The organism is Streptomyces sp. NPDC051582 (assembly GCF_040681715.1).
Classification (GTDB): domain Bacteria; phylum Actinomycetota; class Actinomycetes; order Streptomycetales; family Streptomycetaceae; genus Streptomyces.
In genome coordinates, this window is sequence record NZ_JBFAZJ010000002.1 from 344,566 (window position 1) to 363,830 (window position 19,265).

At 73.7% G+C, this 19,265-nt stretch carries 16 protein-coding genes; 4 read left to right on the plus strand and 12 right to left on the minus strand.

Translation table 11 applies throughout. The features are described from left to right. Positions 1-271 precede the first annotated feature (271 nt). Complete coding sequence (locus AB0M92_RS04705) at positions 272-964, minus strand: metal-dependent transcriptional regulator (protein ID WP_366100632.1); 693 nt, start codon at positions 962-964, stop codon at positions 272-274. A gap of 210 nt (positions 965-1,174) precedes the next feature. Here AB0M92_RS04705 and AB0M92_RS04710 point away from each other — a divergent pair, with 210 nt between their 5' ends. After that, positions 1,175-1,930: an SIS domain-containing protein gene (locus AB0M92_RS04710; protein WP_366100633.1), complete on the plus strand. Its 756-nt coding sequence runs from the start codon at positions 1,175-1,177 to the stop codon at positions 1,928-1,930. A 52-nt stretch (positions 1,931-1,982) separates the two neighbouring features. Here the strand turns inward: AB0M92_RS04710 and AB0M92_RS04715 are convergent, their stop codons facing one another. Further along, the gene (locus tag AB0M92_RS04715; protein WP_366100634.1) at positions 1,983-3,332 is read right to left on the minus strand and encodes a PAS domain-containing protein; all 1,350 of its coding nucleotides are present in this window, start codon (positions 3,330-3,332) and stop codon (positions 1,983-1,985) included. Between the two features lie 393 nt (positions 3,333-3,725). Further along, positions 3,726-4,388: a pyridoxamine 5'-phosphate oxidase gene (gene pdxH / locus AB0M92_RS04720; protein ID WP_366100635.1), complete on the minus strand. Its 663-nt coding sequence runs from the start codon at positions 4,386-4,388 to the stop codon at positions 3,726-3,728. A 200-nt stretch (positions 4,389-4,588) separates the two neighbouring features. Here pdxH and AB0M92_RS04725 point away from each other — a divergent pair, with 200 nt between their 5' ends. Continuing rightward, complete coding sequence (locus tag AB0M92_RS04725; RefSeq protein ID WP_366100636.1) at positions 4,589-5,695, plus strand: citrate synthase 2; 1,107 nt, start codon at positions 4,589-4,591, stop codon at positions 5,693-5,695. 84 nt (positions 5,696-5,779) lie between these two features. On the opposite strand, the gene AB0M92_RS04730 is transcribed toward AB0M92_RS04725, so the two are convergent. The 7 genes from AB0M92_RS04730 to AB0M92_RS04760 form a co-directional block, all read right to left on the minus strand. Continuing rightward, the gene (locus AB0M92_RS04730) at positions 5,780-6,433 is read right to left on the minus strand and encodes a TetR/AcrR family transcriptional regulator (protein ID WP_366100637.1); all 654 of its coding nucleotides are present in this window, start codon (positions 6,431-6,433) and stop codon (positions 5,780-5,782) included. Further along, a complete protein-coding gene (locus AB0M92_RS04735; protein ID WP_366100638.1) occupies positions 6,421-7,158 on the minus strand; it encodes an enoyl-CoA hydratase family protein in 738 nt (245 codons plus the stop codon). The genes AB0M92_RS04730 and AB0M92_RS04735 overlap by 13 nt, the downstream gene beginning before the upstream one ends. 102 nt (positions 7,159-7,260) lie before the next feature. Beyond that, positions 7,261-8,433: an acyl-CoA dehydrogenase family protein gene (locus AB0M92_RS04740; protein ID WP_366100639.1), complete on the minus strand. Its 1,173-nt coding sequence runs from the start codon at positions 8,431-8,433 to the stop codon at positions 7,261-7,263. Beyond that, positions 8,430-10,370, minus strand: a complete 1,941-nt coding sequence (locus AB0M92_RS04745) for a biotin carboxylase N-terminal domain-containing protein (RefSeq protein WP_366100640.1) — start codon at positions 10,368-10,370, stop codon at positions 8,430-8,432. The genes AB0M92_RS04740 and AB0M92_RS04745 overlap by 4 nt, the downstream gene beginning before the upstream one ends. An 8-nt stretch (positions 10,371-10,378) precedes the next feature. Next, positions 10,379-11,977: a carboxyl transferase domain-containing protein gene (locus tag AB0M92_RS04750; RefSeq protein ID WP_366100641.1), complete on the minus strand. Its 1,599-nt coding sequence runs from the start codon at positions 11,975-11,977 to the stop codon at positions 10,379-10,381. Then, positions 11,974-13,761, minus strand: coding sequence for an acyclic terpene utilization AtuA family protein (locus tag AB0M92_RS04755; RefSeq protein WP_366100642.1), 1,788 nt, complete (start codon positions 13,759-13,761; stop codon positions 11,974-11,976). The genes AB0M92_RS04750 and AB0M92_RS04755 overlap by 4 nt, the downstream gene beginning before the upstream one ends. Further along, positions 13,758-14,567 carry a TIGR03084 family metal-binding protein gene (locus AB0M92_RS04760; protein WP_366100643.1) on the minus strand — a complete coding sequence of 270 codons (810 nt, stop codon included), beginning with the start codon at positions 14,565-14,567 and terminating at the stop codon, positions 13,758-13,760. The genes AB0M92_RS04755 and AB0M92_RS04760 overlap by 4 nt, the downstream gene beginning before the upstream one ends. Before the next feature lie 485 nt (positions 14,568-15,052). Between AB0M92_RS04760 and AB0M92_RS04765 the strand changes: the two genes are divergently transcribed. Continuing rightward, the gene (locus AB0M92_RS04765; protein ID WP_366100644.1) at positions 15,053-16,666 is read left to right on the plus strand and encodes a CocE/NonD family hydrolase; all 1,614 of its coding nucleotides are present in this window, start codon (positions 15,053-15,055) and stop codon (positions 16,664-16,666) included. Positions 16,667-16,731: 65 nt separating this feature from the next. Here AB0M92_RS04765 and AB0M92_RS04770 read toward each other — a convergent pair whose 3' ends face one another. Next, positions 16,732-17,184, minus strand: coding sequence for a hypothetical protein (locus AB0M92_RS04770; protein ID WP_366100645.1), 453 nt, complete (start codon positions 17,182-17,184; stop codon positions 16,732-16,734). A 39-nt stretch (positions 17,185-17,223) separates the two neighbouring features. Between AB0M92_RS04770 and AB0M92_RS04775 the strand changes: the two genes are divergently transcribed. Continuing rightward, on the plus strand, positions 17,224-18,258 hold the full coding sequence (locus tag AB0M92_RS04775; protein WP_366100646.1) for a WYL domain-containing protein: 1,035 nt from the start codon (positions 17,224-17,226) through the stop codon (positions 18,256-18,258). A 56-nt stretch (positions 18,259-18,314) separates the two neighbouring features. On the opposite strand, the gene AB0M92_RS04780 is transcribed toward AB0M92_RS04775, so the two are convergent. Then, on the minus strand, positions 18,315-19,256 hold the full coding sequence (locus tag AB0M92_RS04780; protein ID WP_366100647.1) for an EamA family transporter: 942 nt from the start codon (positions 19,254-19,256) through the stop codon (positions 18,315-18,317). Positions 19,257-19,265: the final 9 nt, after the last annotated feature.

Genomic DNA, 19,265 nt, shown 5'->3' on the forward strand with positions numbered 1-19,265 from the left:
ACCCGTATTCGAAAACGGGGTTCTCGCCTGCAACACCGCTCTTTCGAGTGACCTTGCTCAAGGATTGGCCGCCCCTGCCGATGGAGATCCTTTCAACAGGGAGGCGGGCCGCTCGGGGAAGACGGTCCGAGGGGATGACCTTGAGAGCTCGGGGCTCCGGGTCAGCAAAGGGGAGGACCGGTCCCGGCGCCGCAAGGCGCCGGGACCGCCCACGCCCACCACCGGCAGCGCTGCCACCGACCGTGCCGCGTGCTCGCCCGAGTAGGGGCCGTCAGCGCTTGGCCACGAACACGTGCGAGGCGATCTCCGCATCCAGTTCGGCGGCCTCGCCGCCGCTGCCGACCAGCACCCCGCCCGCCGACTCGGTCACGCTGACCACCGAGCCGGGCTGCACGCCCGCCCGCCGCAGCGTGTACATCAGCTGGGCGTCCGTCTGGATCGGCTCCCCGATCCGGCGCACGACCACCGTCTTGCCCTCGGCGCCCGGGTCGAGCTCCGACAGGCTGACCATGCCGTCCTCCAGGAACGGATCGGCCTCGGCCTTCTCGCCCAGCTCCTCCAGCCCCGGGATCGGGTTCCCGTACGGCGACTCGGTCGGGTGGCGCAGCAGCTCCAGCACCCGCCGCTCCACCGCCTCGCTCATCACGTGCTCCCAGCGGCAGGCCTCGGCGTGCACCTGCTCCCATTCCAGGCCGATGACGTCGACGAGGAGGCATTCGGCGAGCCGGTGCTTGCGCATCACGCGCGTCGCCAGCCGGCGCCCCTCCTCCGTCAGCTCCAGGTGGCGGTCGCTCGCCACGGCCACCAGGCCGTCGCGCTCCATGCGCGCCACGGTCTGGCTCACCGTCGGGCCGCTCTGATCGAGCCGCTCGGCGATGCGGGCGCGCATGGGGACCACGCCTTCCTCTTCCAGTTCGAGGATGGTGCGGAGATACATCTCCGTGGTATCGATCAGTCCGGACATTCGTGCCCCTCGGATATCGTGCGCTGGCCCTGCACCCAATTCTGACGCATCGCGCCGACAACCGTCCCGTGCCGGACGTCAAGCCCCGCACAGGACATCCCCGGACACCCCGGCCCCGGGATTGACGTTCGTATTGACACGCCCTTGGTCCAGACCGCACGGTGAGCGGCGGACACGGACGAACCCCACCTCTGGAAGGGCCATCGGCGTATGAGCGAGAGCAAGCTGGCCGGTCAGTTCCTCGACGCAGCGATCGGGCTCCTGGAGCGGGTGCGGACCGAGGAGTCCGCGCACATCTCCGAGGCGGGCGCCGTCATCGCGGACGCCGTCGCCGCCGGGAACCGGCTCTTCGCCTTCGGCGCCGGGCACTCCTCGCTCCCCGCGCAGGACGTGGTCTACCGGGCCGGCGGACTCGCGCTGGTGAACTTCCTCGCCGTCCCCGGCACCGTCGGGATCGACGTCATGCCGGCCACCCTCGGCAGCGCCCTGGAGCGGGTGGACGGCCTCGCCGGGGCCGTCCTCGACAGCAGCCCGGCCACCGACGGGGACGTCCTCGTGATCATCTCCCTCTCGGGGCGCAACGCGCTGCCGGTCGAGATGGCCATGAACGCCCGCGCGATCGGCCTGAAGGTCATCGGCGTGACCTCGGTGGCGTACGCGACGGGGACCAAGTCGCGGCACGCCTCCGGAACCTTCCTCAAGGACCACTGCGACATCGTCCTCGACAGCAAGATCGCGGTCGGCGACGCCGAGCTGAGCCTGGACGGCATCGACGCGCCGTTCGCCCCCGCCTCCACCGTCGTGACCAGCGCGATCATGCAGGCCGTGATGGCGGCGGCCGCCGGCGAGCTCGCCGCCCGCGGCCTGGAGCCCCCGCTGCTGCGCTCGGGCAACGTGGACGGCGGCCACGAATGGAACGGCCGCGTCCTCAAGGAGTACGGCGACCGGATCTTCTTCCGCCACTGAGACCCCCGGGGCGGCGGGCCGCCGGGGCCCCCTGCGCCTCCGGGGCCGGCCGCTACGGCCGCTGGGGGGCGGGCGGTTCCCCGTCCTTGGGCCGCCCGGGGCAGGCCGCCAGATCGAGGTCGGCCGCCACCCGGGCCGCCACTTCCTCCGCGTACGCCGCGTCCGCCTGCTCGAAGGGCGCCCGCGAAGCGGCCCGTACGAAGGTCAGAGCGCCCACGGTCCGCCCGCGGCTGCGCAGCACGGTGCACAGCACGTGCGCCGCGTCCTCGGGCCACTGCCGCTCCCGCGCCCAGCCCCCGGCCGGCTCCCCGCGCGGAGCGCTCGTACGCACCGAGCCGATCCGGTCCAGCGCCTGGAGCGCCGGGTGCCCGGGCGCGTAGCGGGCCGCGATCGCCCCCGCGCCCGCCAGCAGCGGCGGCGACGCCGCCATCCGTACGAGCCGGGGCCGGTCCGGATCGCCCGACCGCTCCAGTACGTCGAGCAGCGCGTGCTCCGCGAAGCCGGCGAGCGCGAAGTCCAGCCGTACGGCGGCCGCCTCGGCCGGGTCCTCGCACTCGGCGGCCGCCCGGCCCGAGCGGTGCAGCTGGCCGGCACGGAAACGCAGCTGCGCCGTGTCCAGCGCCGCCTGACGCGCCTCGGTGATGTCCTGGAACAGCCAGCCGACACCGAGCGGCACCGGCTCCTCCGCCAGCGGGGAGCCCAGCCTCAGGAACCCGGACCGCCAGCACCGGCGCCGCACCCCCTCCGGCGTACGGACCGACACCCACAGCTCCGTGGGCGCCGGCGGCGGGGAGCCCTCGGCGAGCACGTGCTGCAGGGCCCCCTCCAGCTCCTCGACGCCCTGGGCCAGCAGCTCCCCCAGCGGCCTCCCGAGCAGCGCGGTGCGCCCGGAGCCGAAGGCGCGGGCCGCGTGCGCGTTGACCACCGCGGGCCGCAGGTCCACGTCGACGAGGACGACGCCCCACGAGGCGTCGTCCATCAGCGCCTCGCTGAGCGCGATGGACCGCTCCAGGTCGATCTGGGCGTGCACCTCGCTGAAGGCGCAGTACACCCCGGCGGGCTTCCCGTCCGCCCCGGGCACGCCGGCGGACTGGGTCCGTACCAGCACCCGCCCGCCCTCCTTGGTCAGCAGCGCGAACTCGTGCACCTGCCGCCCGGGCACGTCCTGGGCGGACATGAGCCGCTCCTCCACGTCCTGCGCGTCGGCGGCGCGCACGGCCCACCCGGCGAAGCCCTTGCGCCCGACCGCCTCGGCGGCGCTCCAGCCCAGGATCCGCTCGGCCTCGCGGTTCCAGTGCGTGATCACGCCGTCGGAGTCGAACGCGCACAAGGCCGCGTCCATCCCGTCGAGCAGCGCTGCGAGCAGATCGTCGGTGGTCTCACCACGTCCGGAAGCACTCACCTGGCACCCCCTGCAGGTGTTCGCGTGTGCGGCACGTCAGATCATTCAACTGGAACGTGACGCAGCCCACATCGCATTCCCCGAATCGCCCCGAAATAAATCACTTGAGGACCTCGGGGAGCGGTTCTAGGCTCTGCATCACACGAGAAGGGAGGTGGTTCCCGAAATGTACGGAAACCGGACGCGTGAGGTGGCTGCGGGCTAAGGGCCCGTCGTCGCACGCACCCAGTGCGGTGCCCGGCGGGTAGCCAGGCGCCAATCCCAAGCAGTCACCCGACCCGCGAGCTCGCCGGTACGTCCGGCCGGCTTCTCTCACTGCAGGAGAGAAACCCGAGCTCGCGGGTCGTCTGCGTGTCGGCGCCGGTGACGGGCGGGCGCCACGGCACTACCGGGCTACGGGCACAGGCGCTCCAGGCGCCACTTCCCGTCCTCCAGGACGTAGCGCAGCCGGTCGTGCAGGCGGTTCTCGTGGCCCTGCCAGAACTCGATCCCGTCGGGGACGACCCGGATGCCGCCCCACTCGGGCGGGACCGGGACCTGCTCGCCCTCGGGGTAGCGCTCCGCGAGCTCCGTGTAGCGCCGGTCGAGCTCGGCGCGGGAGGCGATCACCCGGGACTGCTCGCTCGCCCAGGCGCCCAGCTGCGAGCCGTGCGGGCGGGAGCGGAAGTAGGCCGCCGTCTCGTCGCGGCCGATCCGCGAGGCCGTGCCGGTGACGATGACCTGGCGGGAGATGGGGTGCCAGGGGAAGAGCAGGGCGACGTGCGGGTTCGCGTCGATCTCGCGGCCCTTGCGGGAGCCGTAGTTGGTGTAGAAGACGAATCCCCGCTCGTCGAACTGCTTCAGCAGCACCGTGCGGGAACTGGGGCGGCCGTCGGGGGTCGCGGTGGAGACGACCATCGCGTTGGGTTCGAAGAGGTGCGAGTCCGCGGCCTGCTGGAACCACTCGGCGAACTGCCGCATGGGGTCCTCGGCGAGTCCGTCCTCGAAGACGATCTCCGAGCGGTACTGCTTGCGCATCGTGGCGGGGTCAATGTCCTGGTCGGTCACGCATGCCATCCTGCCGCAGGAGCGCTCGCGGCAGTGTGCCGTATGTCACGCTTCCGCCTGCCATCCGGAACAGCCAAAATCTTGGGGCCGGTCCGAAGGTCCCCGCGCGGGTGACCGACGGCCGTGCCGGGCATCAACGGGGATGACCGCGCCGGACCGCGAGTCACGCCGGGAGCCGCGCGTGTTCGCACTATCTGAGGAGCCGCCTGATGTCCGACTTCGTACCCGGGCTCGAAGGGGTCGTCGCGTTCGAGACCGAGATCGCCGAACCGGACAAGGAAGGCGGATCGCTCCGCTACCGCGGGGTCGACATCGAGGATCTCGTCGGACACGTCTCGTTCGGCAACGTCTGGGGCCTGCTGGTCGACGGGGCGTTCAACCCCGGTCTGCCCGCCGCCGAGCCCTTCCCGATCCCCGTGCACTCCGGCGACATCCGCGTCGACGTGCAGTCCGCCCTCGCCATGCTCGCGCCCGTGTGGGGCCTGAAACCCCTGCTCGACATCGACGAGAAGACCGCCCGCGACAACCTCGCGCGCGCCGCCGTGATGGCGCTGTCGTACGTCGCGCAGTCCGCCCGCGGGCAGGGCCGGCCGATGGTTCCGCAGAGCGAGATCGACAAGGCCGAGTCCGTCGTCGAGCGGTTCATGATCCGCTGGCGGGGCGAGCCGGACCCCAAGCACGTCAAGGCCGTCGACGCGTACTGGACCTCGGCCGCCGAGCACGGCATGAACGCCTCCACGTTCACCGCGCGCGTGATCGCCTCGACCGGCGCGGACGTGGCCGCCGCCCTCTCCGGCGCCGTGGGCGCCATGTCCGGGCCGCTGCACGGCGGTGCGCCCTCCCGCGTCCTCGGCATGATCGAGGAGATCGAGCGCACCGGTGACGCCGTGGCGTACGTGAAGAAGGCCCTGGACAAGGGCGAGCGGCTGATGGGCTTCGGGCACCGCGTGTACCGGGCCGAGGACCCGCGCGCCCGCGTGCTGCGGCGTACGGCCAAGGAGCTGGACGCGCCGCGCTACGAGGTGGCCGCCGCGCTGGAGAAGGCCGCGCTGGAGGAGCTGCACGCGCGCCGCCCCGACCGGGTGCTCGCGACGAACGTGGAGTTCTGGGCAGCGATCATGCTGGACTTCGCGGAGGTCCCGGCGCACATGTTCACGTCCATGTTCACCTGCGCCCGGACCGCCGGCTGGTCGGCGCACATCCTGGAGCAGAAGCGCACGGGCCGCCTGGTGCGGCCGTCCGCGCGCTACATCGGCCCCGGGCGGCGCGACCCGCGCGACATCGAGGGCTACGCCGACATCGCCGACACCGCCTGAGTTCTCCGCGTACGCCGGTCAGGGCGCCGCTTCCCGTGCGAGTACGGGGTGCGGCGCCCTCGGTGCGTGCGGGGAGTCCCGGCTTCAGCCGAGGGCGGCGTCCAGGATCCGGGACCACTGGGCGACCACGCGGGCCCGGCGGGCCGTGTCGTCGGTGAGGACGTTGGCCAGGCCGAGGCCGCGCGCCATGTCGAGGAGGCCCTGCACGGTCTCGCGTACGCCGGGGACGGACTCGTCCGCGCCGAGGAGCTCCACCGTGATGCGGTGGGTCTCGCGGCCCACGCGGGCCTCCAGTTCGGTGACCTGGGGGCGCAGCTGCTCCTCGTTGGAGGCGGCGACCCACAGCTGGAGGGCCGCGCGGAAGAGGGCTCCGGTGTAGAGGTCGACGATGGCCTCGACCACGGCGGGGCGGGCGGCGGGTCCGGCCTGGAAGAGGTCGCGCAGGGCGGCGTACCGCTCCTCGGAGACGTAGGCGACGGCAGCGGTGAAGAGGTCCTCGCGCGTCGGGAAGTGGTACTGGGCCGCGCCGCGCGAGACGCCGGCGCGTTCGGCGACGACGGCGACGGTGGAGCCGGCCCAGCCCTGTTCGGCGAGGCAGGCGACGGCCGCCTCCAGGAGGTGGCGGCGGGTGACGCGGCTGCGGGCCTGCTTGGGGCCGGGCTGGGCGTCGGGTGCGGACCGGTCCTCCTCGGCGGGCCGGGCGTCCCCGGTCGGCTGGATGCCGGTCACAGGGCCCATGACGGGTCCCGGCGTTCGAAGCGGGCGGTGATGCCCTCGCGGGCCTCGGCCGAGCCGAAGTGGTGCGCGGAGAGTGCGGTGAGTGCGCCGCCGTCGGCCGCCAGGACGGCCCGTACCGGGGCGGTGAGCAGTTCCTTGGTGGCGGCGAGGGCCTGCGGGCCCGCCTTGCGCAGGCCCGTGAGCACGGGGGCGAGGATCTCGTCCACGTCCTCGCCGGTGAGGGTGAGCAGGCCGATGCGGGCGGCTTCGGCGGCGTCGAAGGCCTCGGCGGTGAGGAAGTACCGGGCCGCGGCGCGCGGGTCCAGGCGCGGGAGCAGCGGCGCGGAGATCACGGCCGGGACGACGCCCAGGTGGGTCTCGGTGAAGGCGTAAGTGGAGGCGGGACCCGCGGCGGCGATGTCGCAGGCGCCGAGGAGGCCGAGACCGCCGGCCCGGACGTGGCCGGTGACGCGGGCCACGACCGGCTTGGGGAGCCCGGCGATCTCGCGGAGCAGGGCGAGGAAGTCGGCGGGGTCGCAGGGGGACTTCAGGTCGGCGCCCGCGCAGAAGGTGTTGCCGGTGTGGGTGAGGAGGACGGCCCGCGTCCCGGGGTCCGCCGCCGCGGCGGCGAGGGCCGCGCGCAGCTCGCCGACGAGGTCCGCGGAGAGTGCGTTGCGGTTGGCCGGGGAGTCGAGCGTGAGGGTGGTGATGCCGAGCGCTCGTGCGGCGCCGACGGGGCGGGTCATGCAGGGTCCTCCGGAGGTCGTGCGGGTCAGGCGAGCGGGGTGTCGGTGCCCGACGGGACGGATGGCGGTGCCGGGCGGCCCGGGGAGCTCCAGCCGCCCAGGTTAGTAAGACTTGGGGAGGCCCAGGGTCTGGTGGGAGACGAAGTTCAGGATCATCTCGCGGCTGACGGGGGCGATGCGGGAGACCCGGGAGGCCGTGATGAGGGCGGCGAGTCCGTATTCGCGGGTGAGCCCGTTGCCTCCCAGGGTGTGGACGGACTGGTCCACGGCCTTCACGCAGGCCTCGGCGGCGGCGTACTTGGCCATGTTCGCGGCCTCGCCGGCGCCCATGTCGTCGCCCGCGTCGTAGAGGTGGGCGGCCTTCTGCATCATCAGGCGGGCGAGTTCGAGGTCGATGTGGGCCGCGGCGAGGGGGTGGGCGATGGCCTGGTGGGTGCCGATCGCCTCCTTCCAGACCTGCCGGGTCTTGGCGTAGTCGACGGCCTTGGCCAGGGCGTAGCGGCCCATCCCGATGGCGAAGGCGGCGGTCATGATGCGTTCGGGGTTGAGCCCGGCGAAGAGCTGGAGCAGGCCCGCGTCCTCGTCGCCGACGAGGGCCTCGGCGGGCAGCCGTACCTCGTCCAGGACCAGTTCGAACTGCTTCTCCGCCGCCTGGAGTTCCATGTCGATGACGGACCGGGAGAAGCCGGGGGTGTCGCGGGGGACGATGAACAGGCAGGGCTTGAGGCTTCCGGTCCGGGCGTCCTCGGTGCGTCCGACGATGAGGGTGGCGTCGGCGATGTCCACGCCGGAGATGAAGACCTTGCGTCCGGTCAGCACCCACGTGTCCCCGTCGCGGCGGGCGGTGGTGGTGATGCGGTGGGAGTTGGAGCCGGCGTCGGGCTCGGTGATGCCGAAGGCCATGGTGCGGCTGCCGTCGGCGAGGCCGGGCAGCCAGGCCCGCTTCTGGGCGTCGGTGCCGAACCGGGAGATGACCGTGCCGCAGATGGCGGGCGAGACGACCATCATCAGCAGGGGGCAGCCCGCGGCGCCCAGTTCCTCCAGGACGATGGAGAGTTCGGCGATGCCGCCGCCTCCGCCGCCGTACTCCTCGGGGAGGCTGACCCCGAGGTAGCCCAGCTTGGCGGCGTCGGCCCACAGCTCGTCGGGGTGGCCGCCCTCGCGGGCGACGCGGGCGAGGTACTCGCGTCCGTACCGCTTCCCGAGTGCGGCGACGGCGGCGCGCAGGGCCTTGTGCTCTTCGGTCTCGACGGTGGTGCCGATGGCGGGGCTCATGCTGGCGTTTCCTCCTGGACTACGGCGAGCAGGGCGCCGAACTCGACCTGGTGGCCGAGGGTGGCGTGGAGCGCGGTGAGCGTGCCGGAGGCGGGCGAGACGATGCGGTGCTCCATCTTCATGGCCTCCAGCCAGAGCAGGGGCTGCCCGGCGGTGACGGCGTCGCCGGCGGCGAGGCCCTCGGCGACGCGGACGACGGTGCCGGGCATGGGGGCGAGCAGGGAGCCGGGTTCGGTGCGGTCCTGGGGATCGGCGAACCGGGGGACGGGGGTGAGGGTGTGGGCGCCGGTGAACGGCGAATCCACGTACACCTCGGGCCTGTTCGAATTGTGTTTCACGTGGAACACCCGCCGGACCCCCTCGACTTCGAGGGCGACCTGGTGGCGCTCGGCCGACAGGACGCGAACACCGGGGTGTTCCTCGGGGTCCACCGGGTGGTACCGGACCTCGTGCTCGGCACCGGCCACGGTGTAGCGGCGGGTCTGCGGCCGGGAGCGGAGGTTGCGCCAGCCGCCGAGCCGCAGGGCCAGCGGCGCGCCGGGCGCCGGGGCCGCCTCGGCGAGCGCTCCGGCGAGGGCGGCCAGCGCGGTCCGGGCGGCGGCGTCCGGGGCGGGCTCGGTGAGGGCGGCGAGGTGTCGCTCGTAGAACCCGGTGTCGAGCTGCCCGGCGGCGAAGTCCGGGTGCCGCAGGGAGCGTACGAGCAGCTCCCGGTTGGTGGTCAGGCCGTGCACGCGGGCCCGCGCGAGGGCGTCCGCCAGTGCCCGGACGGCCTCGGCCCGGGTCGGGCCGTGGGCGATGACCTTGGCCAGCATCGGGTCGTAGTGGATGCCGACGGTGTCCCCGTCGGTGAAGCCGGTGTCCACGCGGACCGCACCGGGGACGGCCAGGGTGTGCAGGACTCCGGTCTGGGGGCGCCAGTCCCGGGCCGGGTCCTCGGCGTACAGGCGGGCCTCGACGGCGTGCCCGGCGGGCTCCGGGGGCGTCAGCGGCAGGGCCGCGCCCTCGGCGACGCGCAGTTGCAGGGCGACGAGGTCGAGCCCGAAGACGGCCTCGGTCACGGGGTGTTCCACCTGGAGGCGGGTGTTCATCTCCAGGAAGTACGGGCGCCCGTCGGCGGTGACGAGGAACTCGACGGTGCCCGCGCCCTGGTAGGAGACCGCGCGGGCGGCGGCGACGGCGGCCGCGTGGAGGCTCTCGCGCAGACCGTCCGGCAGGCCGGGCGCCGGGGCCTCCTCGATGACCTTCTGGTGGCGCCGCTGGAGGGAGCAGTCGCGGGTGCCGAGGGCCCAGACGGTGCCGTGGGAGTCGGCGAGGACCTGCACCTCGACGTGGCGGCCGCGCTCGACGTAGGGCTCGGCGAAGACCTCGCCGTCGCCGAAGGCGGAGGACGCTTCGGCGCAGGCGGCGTCGAGGGACTCCTTGAGGGTGTCGAGGTCCCGTACGACGCGCATGCCGCGTCCCCCGCCGCCCGCGGCGGCCTTGAGGAGCAGGGGCAGATCGGCGGGGGTGGCGGCCGCCGGGTCCACGGGGTCCAGGAGCGGGACCCCGGCGGCGCGCATCAGCTCCTTGGCCCGGGTCTTGGAGGCCATGGCCTCGATGGCCTGGGGCGGCGGGCCGATCCAGGTGAGTCCGGCGGCGACGACCTCGCGGGCGAAGCCGGCGTTCTCGGAGAGGAACCCGTAGCCGGGATGGACGGCGTCCGCGCCGGCGGCGAGGGCGGCCTTGATGACGAGGTCGCCGCGCAGGTAGGTGTCGGCGGGGGCGGCGCCGGGCAGGCGCACGGCCGCGTCGGCCTCCCGCACGTGCAGGGCGTCGGCGTCCGGGTCGGAGTGGACGGCGACGGTGGCCAGGCCCAGGGCGCGGGCGGTACGGAAGATCCGTACGGCGATCTCGCCCCGGTTGGCGACGAGGAGGCAGGTGATGGGCTGCTGAGTCATGTGCGGGCTCACATCCGGAAGACGCCGAAGCCGCCGCGGGCGCCCTCGACGGGGGCGTTGTGGACGGCCGACAGGCACAGGCCGAGGACGGTACGGGTGTCGCGCGGGTCGATGACCCCGTCGTCGTACAGCCGCCCGGACAGGAACATCGGCAGGGACTCGGACTCGATCTGCGCCTCCACGAACGCGCGCATCCCGGCGTCGGCTTCCTCGTCGTACGGCTGTCCCTTCGCGGCGGCGGACTGCCGGGCCACGATGGAGAGCACTCCGGCCAGCTGGGCCGGGCCCATCACGGCCGACTTGGCGCTGGGCCAGGCGAAGAGGAAGCGGGGCTCGTAGGCGCGGCCGCACATGCCGTAGTGGCCGGCCCCGTAGCTGGCGCCGATGAGCACGGAGAGGTGCGGGACGCGGGAGTTGGAGACCGCGTTGATCATCATCGAGCCGTGCTTGATGATGCCGCCCTGTTCGTACTCCTTGCCGACCATGTAGCCGGTGGTGTTGTGGAGGAACAGGAGCGGGATGTCGCGCTGGTTGGCGAGCTGGATGAACTGGGCCGCCTTCTGCGACTCGGCGCTGAACAGCACCCCCTGGGCGTTGGCGAGGATGCCGACCGGGTAGCCGTGGAGGGTGGCCCAGCCGGTGACCAGGCTGGTGCCGTAGAGGGGCTTGAACTCGTCGAAGTCGGATCCGTCGACGATGCGGGCGATGACCTCGCGGGGGTCGAAGGGGGTCTTGAGGTCCGCGGGGACGATGCCGAGGAGTTCTTCCGGGTCGTACTTCGGCTCCTCGGCGGCCGGTGGATCGGCGTGCGGCTTGCGGTGGTTCAGGCGGGCGACGACGCGGCGGGCCTGGCGGATCGCGTCGATCTCGTCGAGGGCGTAGTAGTCGGCGAGTCCGGAGGTGCGGGCGTGCATGTCGGCTCCGCCGAGGGACTCGTCGTCGCTCTCCTCGCCGGTGGCCATCTTGACGAGCGGCGGACCGCCGAGGAACACCTTGGAGCGGTCCTTGATCATGATGGTGTGGTCGGACATGCCCGGGATGTACGCGCCTCCGGCGGTGGAGTTGCCGAAGACGACGGCGACGGTGGGGATGCCGGCGGCCGAGAGCCGGGTCAGGTCGCGGAAGATCGCGCCGCCCGGGATGAAGATCTCTTTCTGGGAGGGGAGATCGGCGCCGCCGGACTCGACGAGGCTGATGCAGGGCAGGTGGTTCTGCCGGGCGATCTCGTTGGCCCGCAGCGCCTTCTTGAGGGTCCAGGGGTTGGAGGCGCCGCCGCGGACGGTGGGGTCGTTGGCGGTGACGAGGCATTCGACGCCCTCGACCGTGCCGATGCCGGTGACCATGGACGCGCCGACGGGGTAGTCGCTGCCCCAGGCGGCGAGCGGGGACAGCTCCAGGAACGGGGTGTCCGGATCGAGGAGCAGCTCGATGCGCTCGCGAGCCAGCAGCTTGCCGCGGTCCTTGTGGCGGGCCGTGTACTTCTCGCCGCCGCCGAGGAGGGCCTTGGCGTGCTCGGCGTCCAGCTCGGCGAGGCGGGCGCTGGCGGCCGCGTGGTGGGCGAGGTGGTCGGGGGCGTGCGGGTCGACGGTGGTGGGGAGGCGGGTCATGGGGTGGTTCCCTCCGGGGTGAGCGGGAGGTGCGTCGGCAGGAGGCGGGCGGGGACGTCGACGTGCCGGGCGCGCAGCCATTCACCGAGGGCCTTGGCCTGGGGGTCGAAGCGGTGGGCCGAGGCGACGCCGTCGCCGAGGATCCCCGCGATGGTGAAGTTGAGCGCGCGGAGGTTGGGCAGGGGGTGGCGGGTGACCGGCAGCCCCGCCGTCTCGGGGAGCAGGGCCTGGAGTTCCCCGACGGTGAGGGTGGTGTGGAGCCACTCCCAGGCCTCGTCGCTCTCGACCCACACCCCGATGTTGGCGTCGCCGCCCTTGTCCCCGCTGCGGGCCCCGACGAGCCGCCCGAGGGGCACGCGGACGGTGGGTCCTGCGGCACCGGGCCCGGCCGGGGCCGCGGGGCGGGTTCCGGCGCCGCTCCCCGGCGCGTCCGGGCGGGCCTGGAGCGGGGGAAGCGGGCGGACCGGGACGGGGCGGACCGGGACCGGGCGGACCGGGACCGGGGGGACCGGGTGTCGGGTGCCGTCCGGCAGGACCGCCACGTGGGGGACCGTGGCCGACGGGACGGTCGAGGACGTGAAGACGCCGTACGGCTGGGCCGGGCCCGGCGGGGACGTCACGTGGAAGCCCGGGTAGCTGGCCAGGGCCAGCTCGACGGCCTCCGAGGTGAGCGTGCGGCCCACCCGGTCCGGAGACGGGTCGCGCACCACCAGGCGGAGCATCGCGCTCGCCGTCTCCTCCGTCCGCGCGTCCTCGTGGTCCGTACGGGCCAGCGTCCAGTCCGCCGTCGCCACTTGGGACAGCGCATCCGCCAACTGGGCCTGGACCAGCGCCGCCTTCTCCTCGATGTCCAGGCCCGTCAGGACGAAGACCACCTCGTTGCGCCAGCCCCCGATGCGGGTCACGCCCACCTTGAGGGTGGGGGGCGGGGGTTCCCCGGCGACGCCCGTGACGGCCACCCGGTCCGCGCCCGCCTGCGCGAGGCGGACCGTGTCCAGGCGGGCCGTCACGTCCGGGCCCAGGTAGCGGGGGCCCTGGGTCTCGTACAGGAGTTGGGCCGTGACCGTGCCCACCGAGACGATCCCGCCCGTGCCGGGGTGCTTCGTGATCACCGACGAGCCGTCCCGCGCGATCTCCGCCAGCGGGAAACCGGGGCGGCGGACGTCGTGCGCCGTGAAGAAGGAGTAGTTGCCGCCGGTGGACTGGGTTCCGCACTCCAGGACGTGCCCGGCCACCACCGCCCCCGCCAGCCGGTCGTGGTCGTCCGGCGCCCAGTCGAACCACCAGGACGCCGCCCCGCTGACCAACGCCGCGTCGGTGACCCTGCCCGTGACGACCACGTCCGCGCCCGCCCGCAGGCAGGCCGTGATGCCCGCCCCTCCGAGGTAGGCGTTGGCCGTCAGCGCGCCCTCCGCGAACGGCATCAGGTCGTCGCCCTCGACATGGGCGACCGACACCGGGACCCCGGCCTCGGCGGCGAGCGCGCGGATCGCGTCGGCCAGTCCGGCCGGGTTCAGGCCGCCCGCGTTGGCGACGATCCGCACGCCCCGCTCCCGCGCGAGGCCCAGGCTCCGCTCCAGCTGGCGCAGGAAGGTCTTCGCGTAGCCGAGCTCCGGGCTCTTCAGCCGGTCGCGGCCCAGGATCAGCATGGTCAGCTCGGCGAGGTAGTCGCCGGTCAGCACGTCCAGCGGGCCCCCGGTCAGCATCTCCTCGAAGGCGCTGAAGCGGTCCCCGTAGAACCCCGAGGCATTGCCGACGCGCAACGGCCGCAGGCCGCGGCTCATCGGGCCGTCCCCGGGGCGCGGCCCGGGCCCGCCGGACCCGCGAAGGCCTGGGCGATGTCCAGCCAGCGGTCGGCGCCCGGGCCGGTCGCGGTCAGGTCCAGGTCGGCGCGGTGAGCCCGCTGGGTCACCAGGAGGCAGAAGTCGAGCGCCGGCCCGGTGACCCGGTCCGCCGCGTCCGGCGGCCCGTAGGTCCAGGGCTCCCCGCCGTCCGGCGCTGCGAGCTCCACCCTGAACTCCCCGGCGGGCGCGGGCAGTCCCCGTACGGCGAAGGCGTAGTCGCGGGCCCGTACGCCGATCCGCGCCACGTGCCGCAGCCGCGCGGTCGGGGTACGGCGTGCGCCGAGGGCGTCCGCGACGTCCTGGCCGTGCGCCCAGGTCTCCATGAGGCGGGCACTGGCCATGGAGGCGGCCTTCATCGGCGGCCCGTACCAGGGGAAACGGGTGTCGGGCGAGGCGGCGACGAGCGCCGCGTCGAGAGCGTCGCGCCCGGCCCGCCAGCGGGCCAGCAGCTCGGCGGGCGCCAGCGCGGCGCCCTCCTCCGCGCCCTCGTCCACGAACGAGTCGGGGGACTTGACGGCCTCCTCGACCAGGGCGGTGAAGCCCTCCGGATCGGTGACGGAGATCAGCGCGGCCCGGTCGGTCCAGTGCAGGTGGGCGATCTGGTGGGCGACGGTCCAGCCGGGCGCGGGGGTGGGCTCGGCCCAGCCCGCGTCGGGCAGGTCCCGTACCAGGGTTTCGAGCGCGAGGCCTTCCTCGCGCAGATCGGCGAAGACGGCGAAGACGGCGGCAGCTGACGGATCGGGCACGGCGGGCTCCCCTTTCGGCGTGAGGGGAAGACTGGCAGCCGCGCACAAAACAATCAAGCATGCTTGCATGATTTGGCCGACCGGCGGTTCCTGCTGCGGCCCCTTCCCGCCAGCGCCGCCAAGTCACGTGAGCTGGGCGGCATTTGGCGTCGAGAGGAGGCTCTTGCCAGGTCAGGGCGCGCCGGGGAGCCTGGCCCGGAGGGCGCGATTCAGGCCGTACGCCGCCAAGCGCCGGACCCTCGTCGGGCCTCGCCCCGATACTGAACGCTTCGTCGCCAGCGAAGCACCGCGAACCACCGCGGAGCACTGTGAACCACTGCGGAGCACCGTGAATCACCGCAGAGCACCGTAATCACCGCGGGGCAACGCGAAGCATCGCGGAGCACCGCAGACCCTCCGCGAACTCCTCGCGGAGGCCCCGCGAAGCCGCCCCCACGCGCAGCAGACACTCGCCGAACGTCACCCGACGAAGAGGATGAACCGACGTGATCTCAGCCGCCTTCTCGCTCTATCCCGAACTCGACGCGAACACCCTCACCGCTTTCGTCGCCGCCCTGGAGACCGGAGACGTCACGGGCCTCGCCCCCGCCCGCGCCGCCGAGGTCGCCGACGCCCGGTCCGTCGCCGTCTTCAGCCGCACCAAGGTCGCCGGGTCCGACGGGGACCTGCTCGACGCCGCACTGTGGCGGCACGGCTCGGGCGGCCCGCGGCCGGTGATCGTGATGCCCTCGCCGTGGACGAACCACGGGTGGCTCCCGTACGCCGTCCAGGCCAGCGTGTTCGCGGCCCGCGGCTACAACGTGCTCGCCTACAGCACCCGCGGGTTCGCCGGCTCCGAGGGCCAGGTCGACGTGGCCGGCCCGCTCGACGTCGCCGACGGCAGCCGGGCCCTGGACCACCTCATCGAGCGCACCGCCGGCCCGGTCACGAAGATCGGCTTCCTGGGGGACTCGTACGGATCGGGCATCGGCCAGCTCGTCGCCGCGCACGACACCCGCGTCGACGCGGTGGTCGCGCTCAGCACCTGGGGCGATCTCGGCGAGGCCTTCCACGAGAACCGGACCCGGCACGTGGCCGCCGTCGAGGCGCTGCTCAAGGCGGCCTCGAAGGCCAGGCTGAGCCCGCAGACCCAGAGCGTGTTCGAGAACGTCCTCGCGGGCCGCGACATCCAGGGCACCCTGCGCTGGGCGGAGCAGCGCTCGCCGTTCACCCACGTCAAGGAGCTCAACCGCCGTCAGGTCCCCGTCTACTTCTCGCAGGCCTGGCACGAGACGCTCTTCCCGGCCAACCAGACGCTGAAGCTGTTCAACGAGCTGACCGGGCCCAAACGCCTCGACCTCTCCATCGGCGACCACTCCGGGCCCGAGATGACCGGCATGATCGGTCTGCCCAACCGGATCTGGACGAACGCCCACCGCTGGTTCGACCAGCACCTCAGGGGGATCGACAACGGCATCGCCGACGAGGGCCAGGTGCTCAGCGAGGTCATGTGGAGCCAGACCCTGGAACCCCGCCCCACCTGGGAATCCCTCACCGAACAGGTGCGCCGGATGCACCTGGCCGGCGGCGGGGAGCTCACCGAGCGGCCCGAGGCCGGCTGGAGCGCGGGCGTCCTGTGCGGGGTGGACACCCCGGCGACCGTCGCCGACGAGATCGTCCGCTCCGGGTACGACGAGATCGCGGGCCGCCCGAAGGTCTACCGGACGGACGACATCGACCGCACCGTCGCCGCCGTGTGGACGGCGGACCCGGAGGCGGAGACCGCCCGGCTGCGCGGCACGCCGCGGCTGCGCGTCACGTACCGCGCCGCGAACTCCGACTCCTCGTTCGTCGCGTACCTGCTCGCGGTGGCGCCCGACGGTACGGCGCACATCGTCACGCACGCCCCGTACGCCCACCTCGACGCGGCCCCCGACAGCCTGGTCAGCGCCGACATCGAGCTCCAGGCGACGGCGTACGACGTCCCGCGCGGGCACCGGCTGATGCTGGTGATCGACGCCCGCGACCCGTTCTACGGGGACGCCAACCTGCCGCGCGCGACGCTGGCGTTCACCTCCCCGGAGGCCACGCCCTCGTACCTGGACCTGCCGCTGGGCTGAGCGCCGGGCACCCGCGCGCCCGCCCCGCCGAGCACCCCCGTGGCCGGCGGAGCGGGCGTACGGCTTCACGCCCGACGGGCGAATTCCATCGTCCAGTTGAGGAGCCAGCTCGCGCCCTCGTCGACCGAGAAGAACTGCTCCCAGCGGGGAGCGCCCGACGCGACCGCCGACCACACGAAGCGGACGCGGACGGTCTTGCCGCCGTACGTGTCCTCGCCCTCGAAGACGCCGGTGCCGTCCGTGAAGCGGCCCAGTACCGGCGGGAAGAGGGTGCCGGTGCGGCGGCTCGCCCAGTACAGCGACCACTGCTCGCGCTCCGGGTCGTACAGGCGCAGGGTCAGACCGGCGAAGCCCTCGGCCGGGAATTCGATCTCGTCGAAGCTCGCGGCGCCGTCGAAGTGGCGGGAGGCCCGGGACACGCCCCGGAACTCCTCCCACTCGCTGTCGGGGTCGAGGAAGTCGGTGCGCCGGCGGTTGGTGACGTCCCAGGTGCCGAGGAGAAAGTCGAAGTCGTTCATGCGGGGACCGTAGGACAGCTCCACTGACATCCTGTGTCAGTGAAGTCGAGCCGTCTGCTGTCGATCCTGCTGCTGCTCCAGACCCGGGGACGGCTGACCGCCGCCGAGCTCGCACAGGAGCTGGAGGTGTCCGTACGTACGGTCTACCGCGACGCGGAGGCACTGGCCGCGGCGGGCGTCCCGCTCTACGGGGACGCCGGGCACAGCGGCGGCTACCAGCTCCTGGCCGGCTACCGGACGCGGCTGACCGGGCTGAGCACGGGCGAGGCCGAGGCGCTGTTCCTGACCGGAATGCCGGGGCCCGCTGCGGAGCTCGGGCTCGGGCGCGCACTGTCGGCGGCCCAGCTGAAGCTGCGGGCGGCGCTGCCCGCGGAGCTGCGCGAGCAGGCGGACCGGATGAGGCTGCGGTTCCACCTGGACGCGCCGGGCTGGTACGCGGAGCACGAGGAGACCCCGTACCTGGCGCAGGTCGCGGACGCGGTGTGGCGGGGGCGGGTGATCGAGGTCCGCTACCGGCGCTGGAAGGAGCCGCGGGAGGTGGACCGGCGGCTGGAGCCGTACGGGCTGGTGCTGAAGGCGGGGCGCTGGTACCTGGTGGCGGGGGCGGTCGGCGCCGAGGGGGCCGTCGGCGCGGCGGGGGCGGTCGGCGCGGCGGGGGCGGTCGGTGCGGCGGGGGCGCGGACCTACCGGGTGGACCAGATCCTGTCGGTGCGCGAGACGGCGGAGCTCGCGGAGCCTGCGCAGGGCTTCGACCTGGCGGGGTACTGGCAGCGGACCCAGGAGGAGTTCCATGCCCGGCTCCACCCGGAGGAGGCGCTGGTACGCCTCTCCCCGCGCGGCGCGGCCCGCCTCACCGGCGTCCAGGCCCGGGCCCTGGCCGCCGGCGGCACCCCGGATCCGGACCTGCCGGGCTGGACCCGGGCGCTCCTCCCGATCGAGTCACAGGAACGGGCCCAGGAGCAGTTCCTGTCCCTGGGCCCGGACGCGGAGGTCCTCGCCCCGCCACCCCTGCGGACCCGCATCCGCGGCGCGCTGGGCATCATGGCCGCCCGGTACGGGGCCGACACCCCCTAGGGGGTGTGCGCTCGCCCGTCCGCACGTACGCCCGTACGCCCGTACGCCCGTACGCGTCAGGCCGACGCCTTCCGGGTCTGGGAGCGGACCGCGCCCATGCTCGCCGCGATGACCAGCGCGATCGCCAGCGCGTCGATCGTCGACATCGCCTGGTTCAGGAGCAGGAACCCGGCCGTGGCCGCGATCGCCGGTTCCAGGCTCATCAGGATCGCGAACGTCGGGGCGGGCAGGCGCCGCAGCGCCAGCAGCTCCAGGGTGTACGGCAGGACGGAGGACAGGACGGCGACGCCGACGCCGAGCGCCAGCGTGCTCGGCACCAGGAGCGCCGGGCCGGCCTCGATCACGCCCAGCGGGAGCGAGAGCACCGCCGCCACCGCCATGGCCAGGGCCAGCCCGTCCGCCTGCGGGAAGCGGCGGCCCGTACGCGCGCTGAACACGATGTACGCCGCCCACATCGCGCCCGCTCCGAGCGCGAAGGCGGCGCCGAGGGGATCGAGGCCGCCGAAGCCCTCGCCGCCGCCGTGGCCGGCGAGCAGGGCGACGCCGCCGAGTGCCAGGCCGGCCCACAGCAGGCTGACCAGACGGCGCGAGACGACCACCGAGAGGACGAGGGGGCCGAGCACTTCGAGGGTGACGGCCGGGCCGAGCGGGATCCGGTCGATGGACTGGTAGAAGAGCCCGTTCATACCGGCCATGGCGACGCCGAAGGCGACGACCGTGCCCCAGTCGGCGCGCGCGTACCCGCGGACCTTGGGGCGGCACAGGAGCAGCAGCACCAGCGCGGCGGCCGCGAGCCGCAGCGTGACCACGCCCGCGGCGCCCGTCCCCGGCATGATCATGACTGCGAGGGCGGCGCCGAACTGCACCGAGACGCCCGCGGCGATGACCAGTGCGACGGGGCCGAAGCGCGACGAGGCGGCCGACGTGGAGAGCGCCGGGCTCGTCGTGGGGTCGGCGGGCGCCGCGGCGCGGTCGGACTTGGGTGAGGTTGCGGGCATTAATCCAGA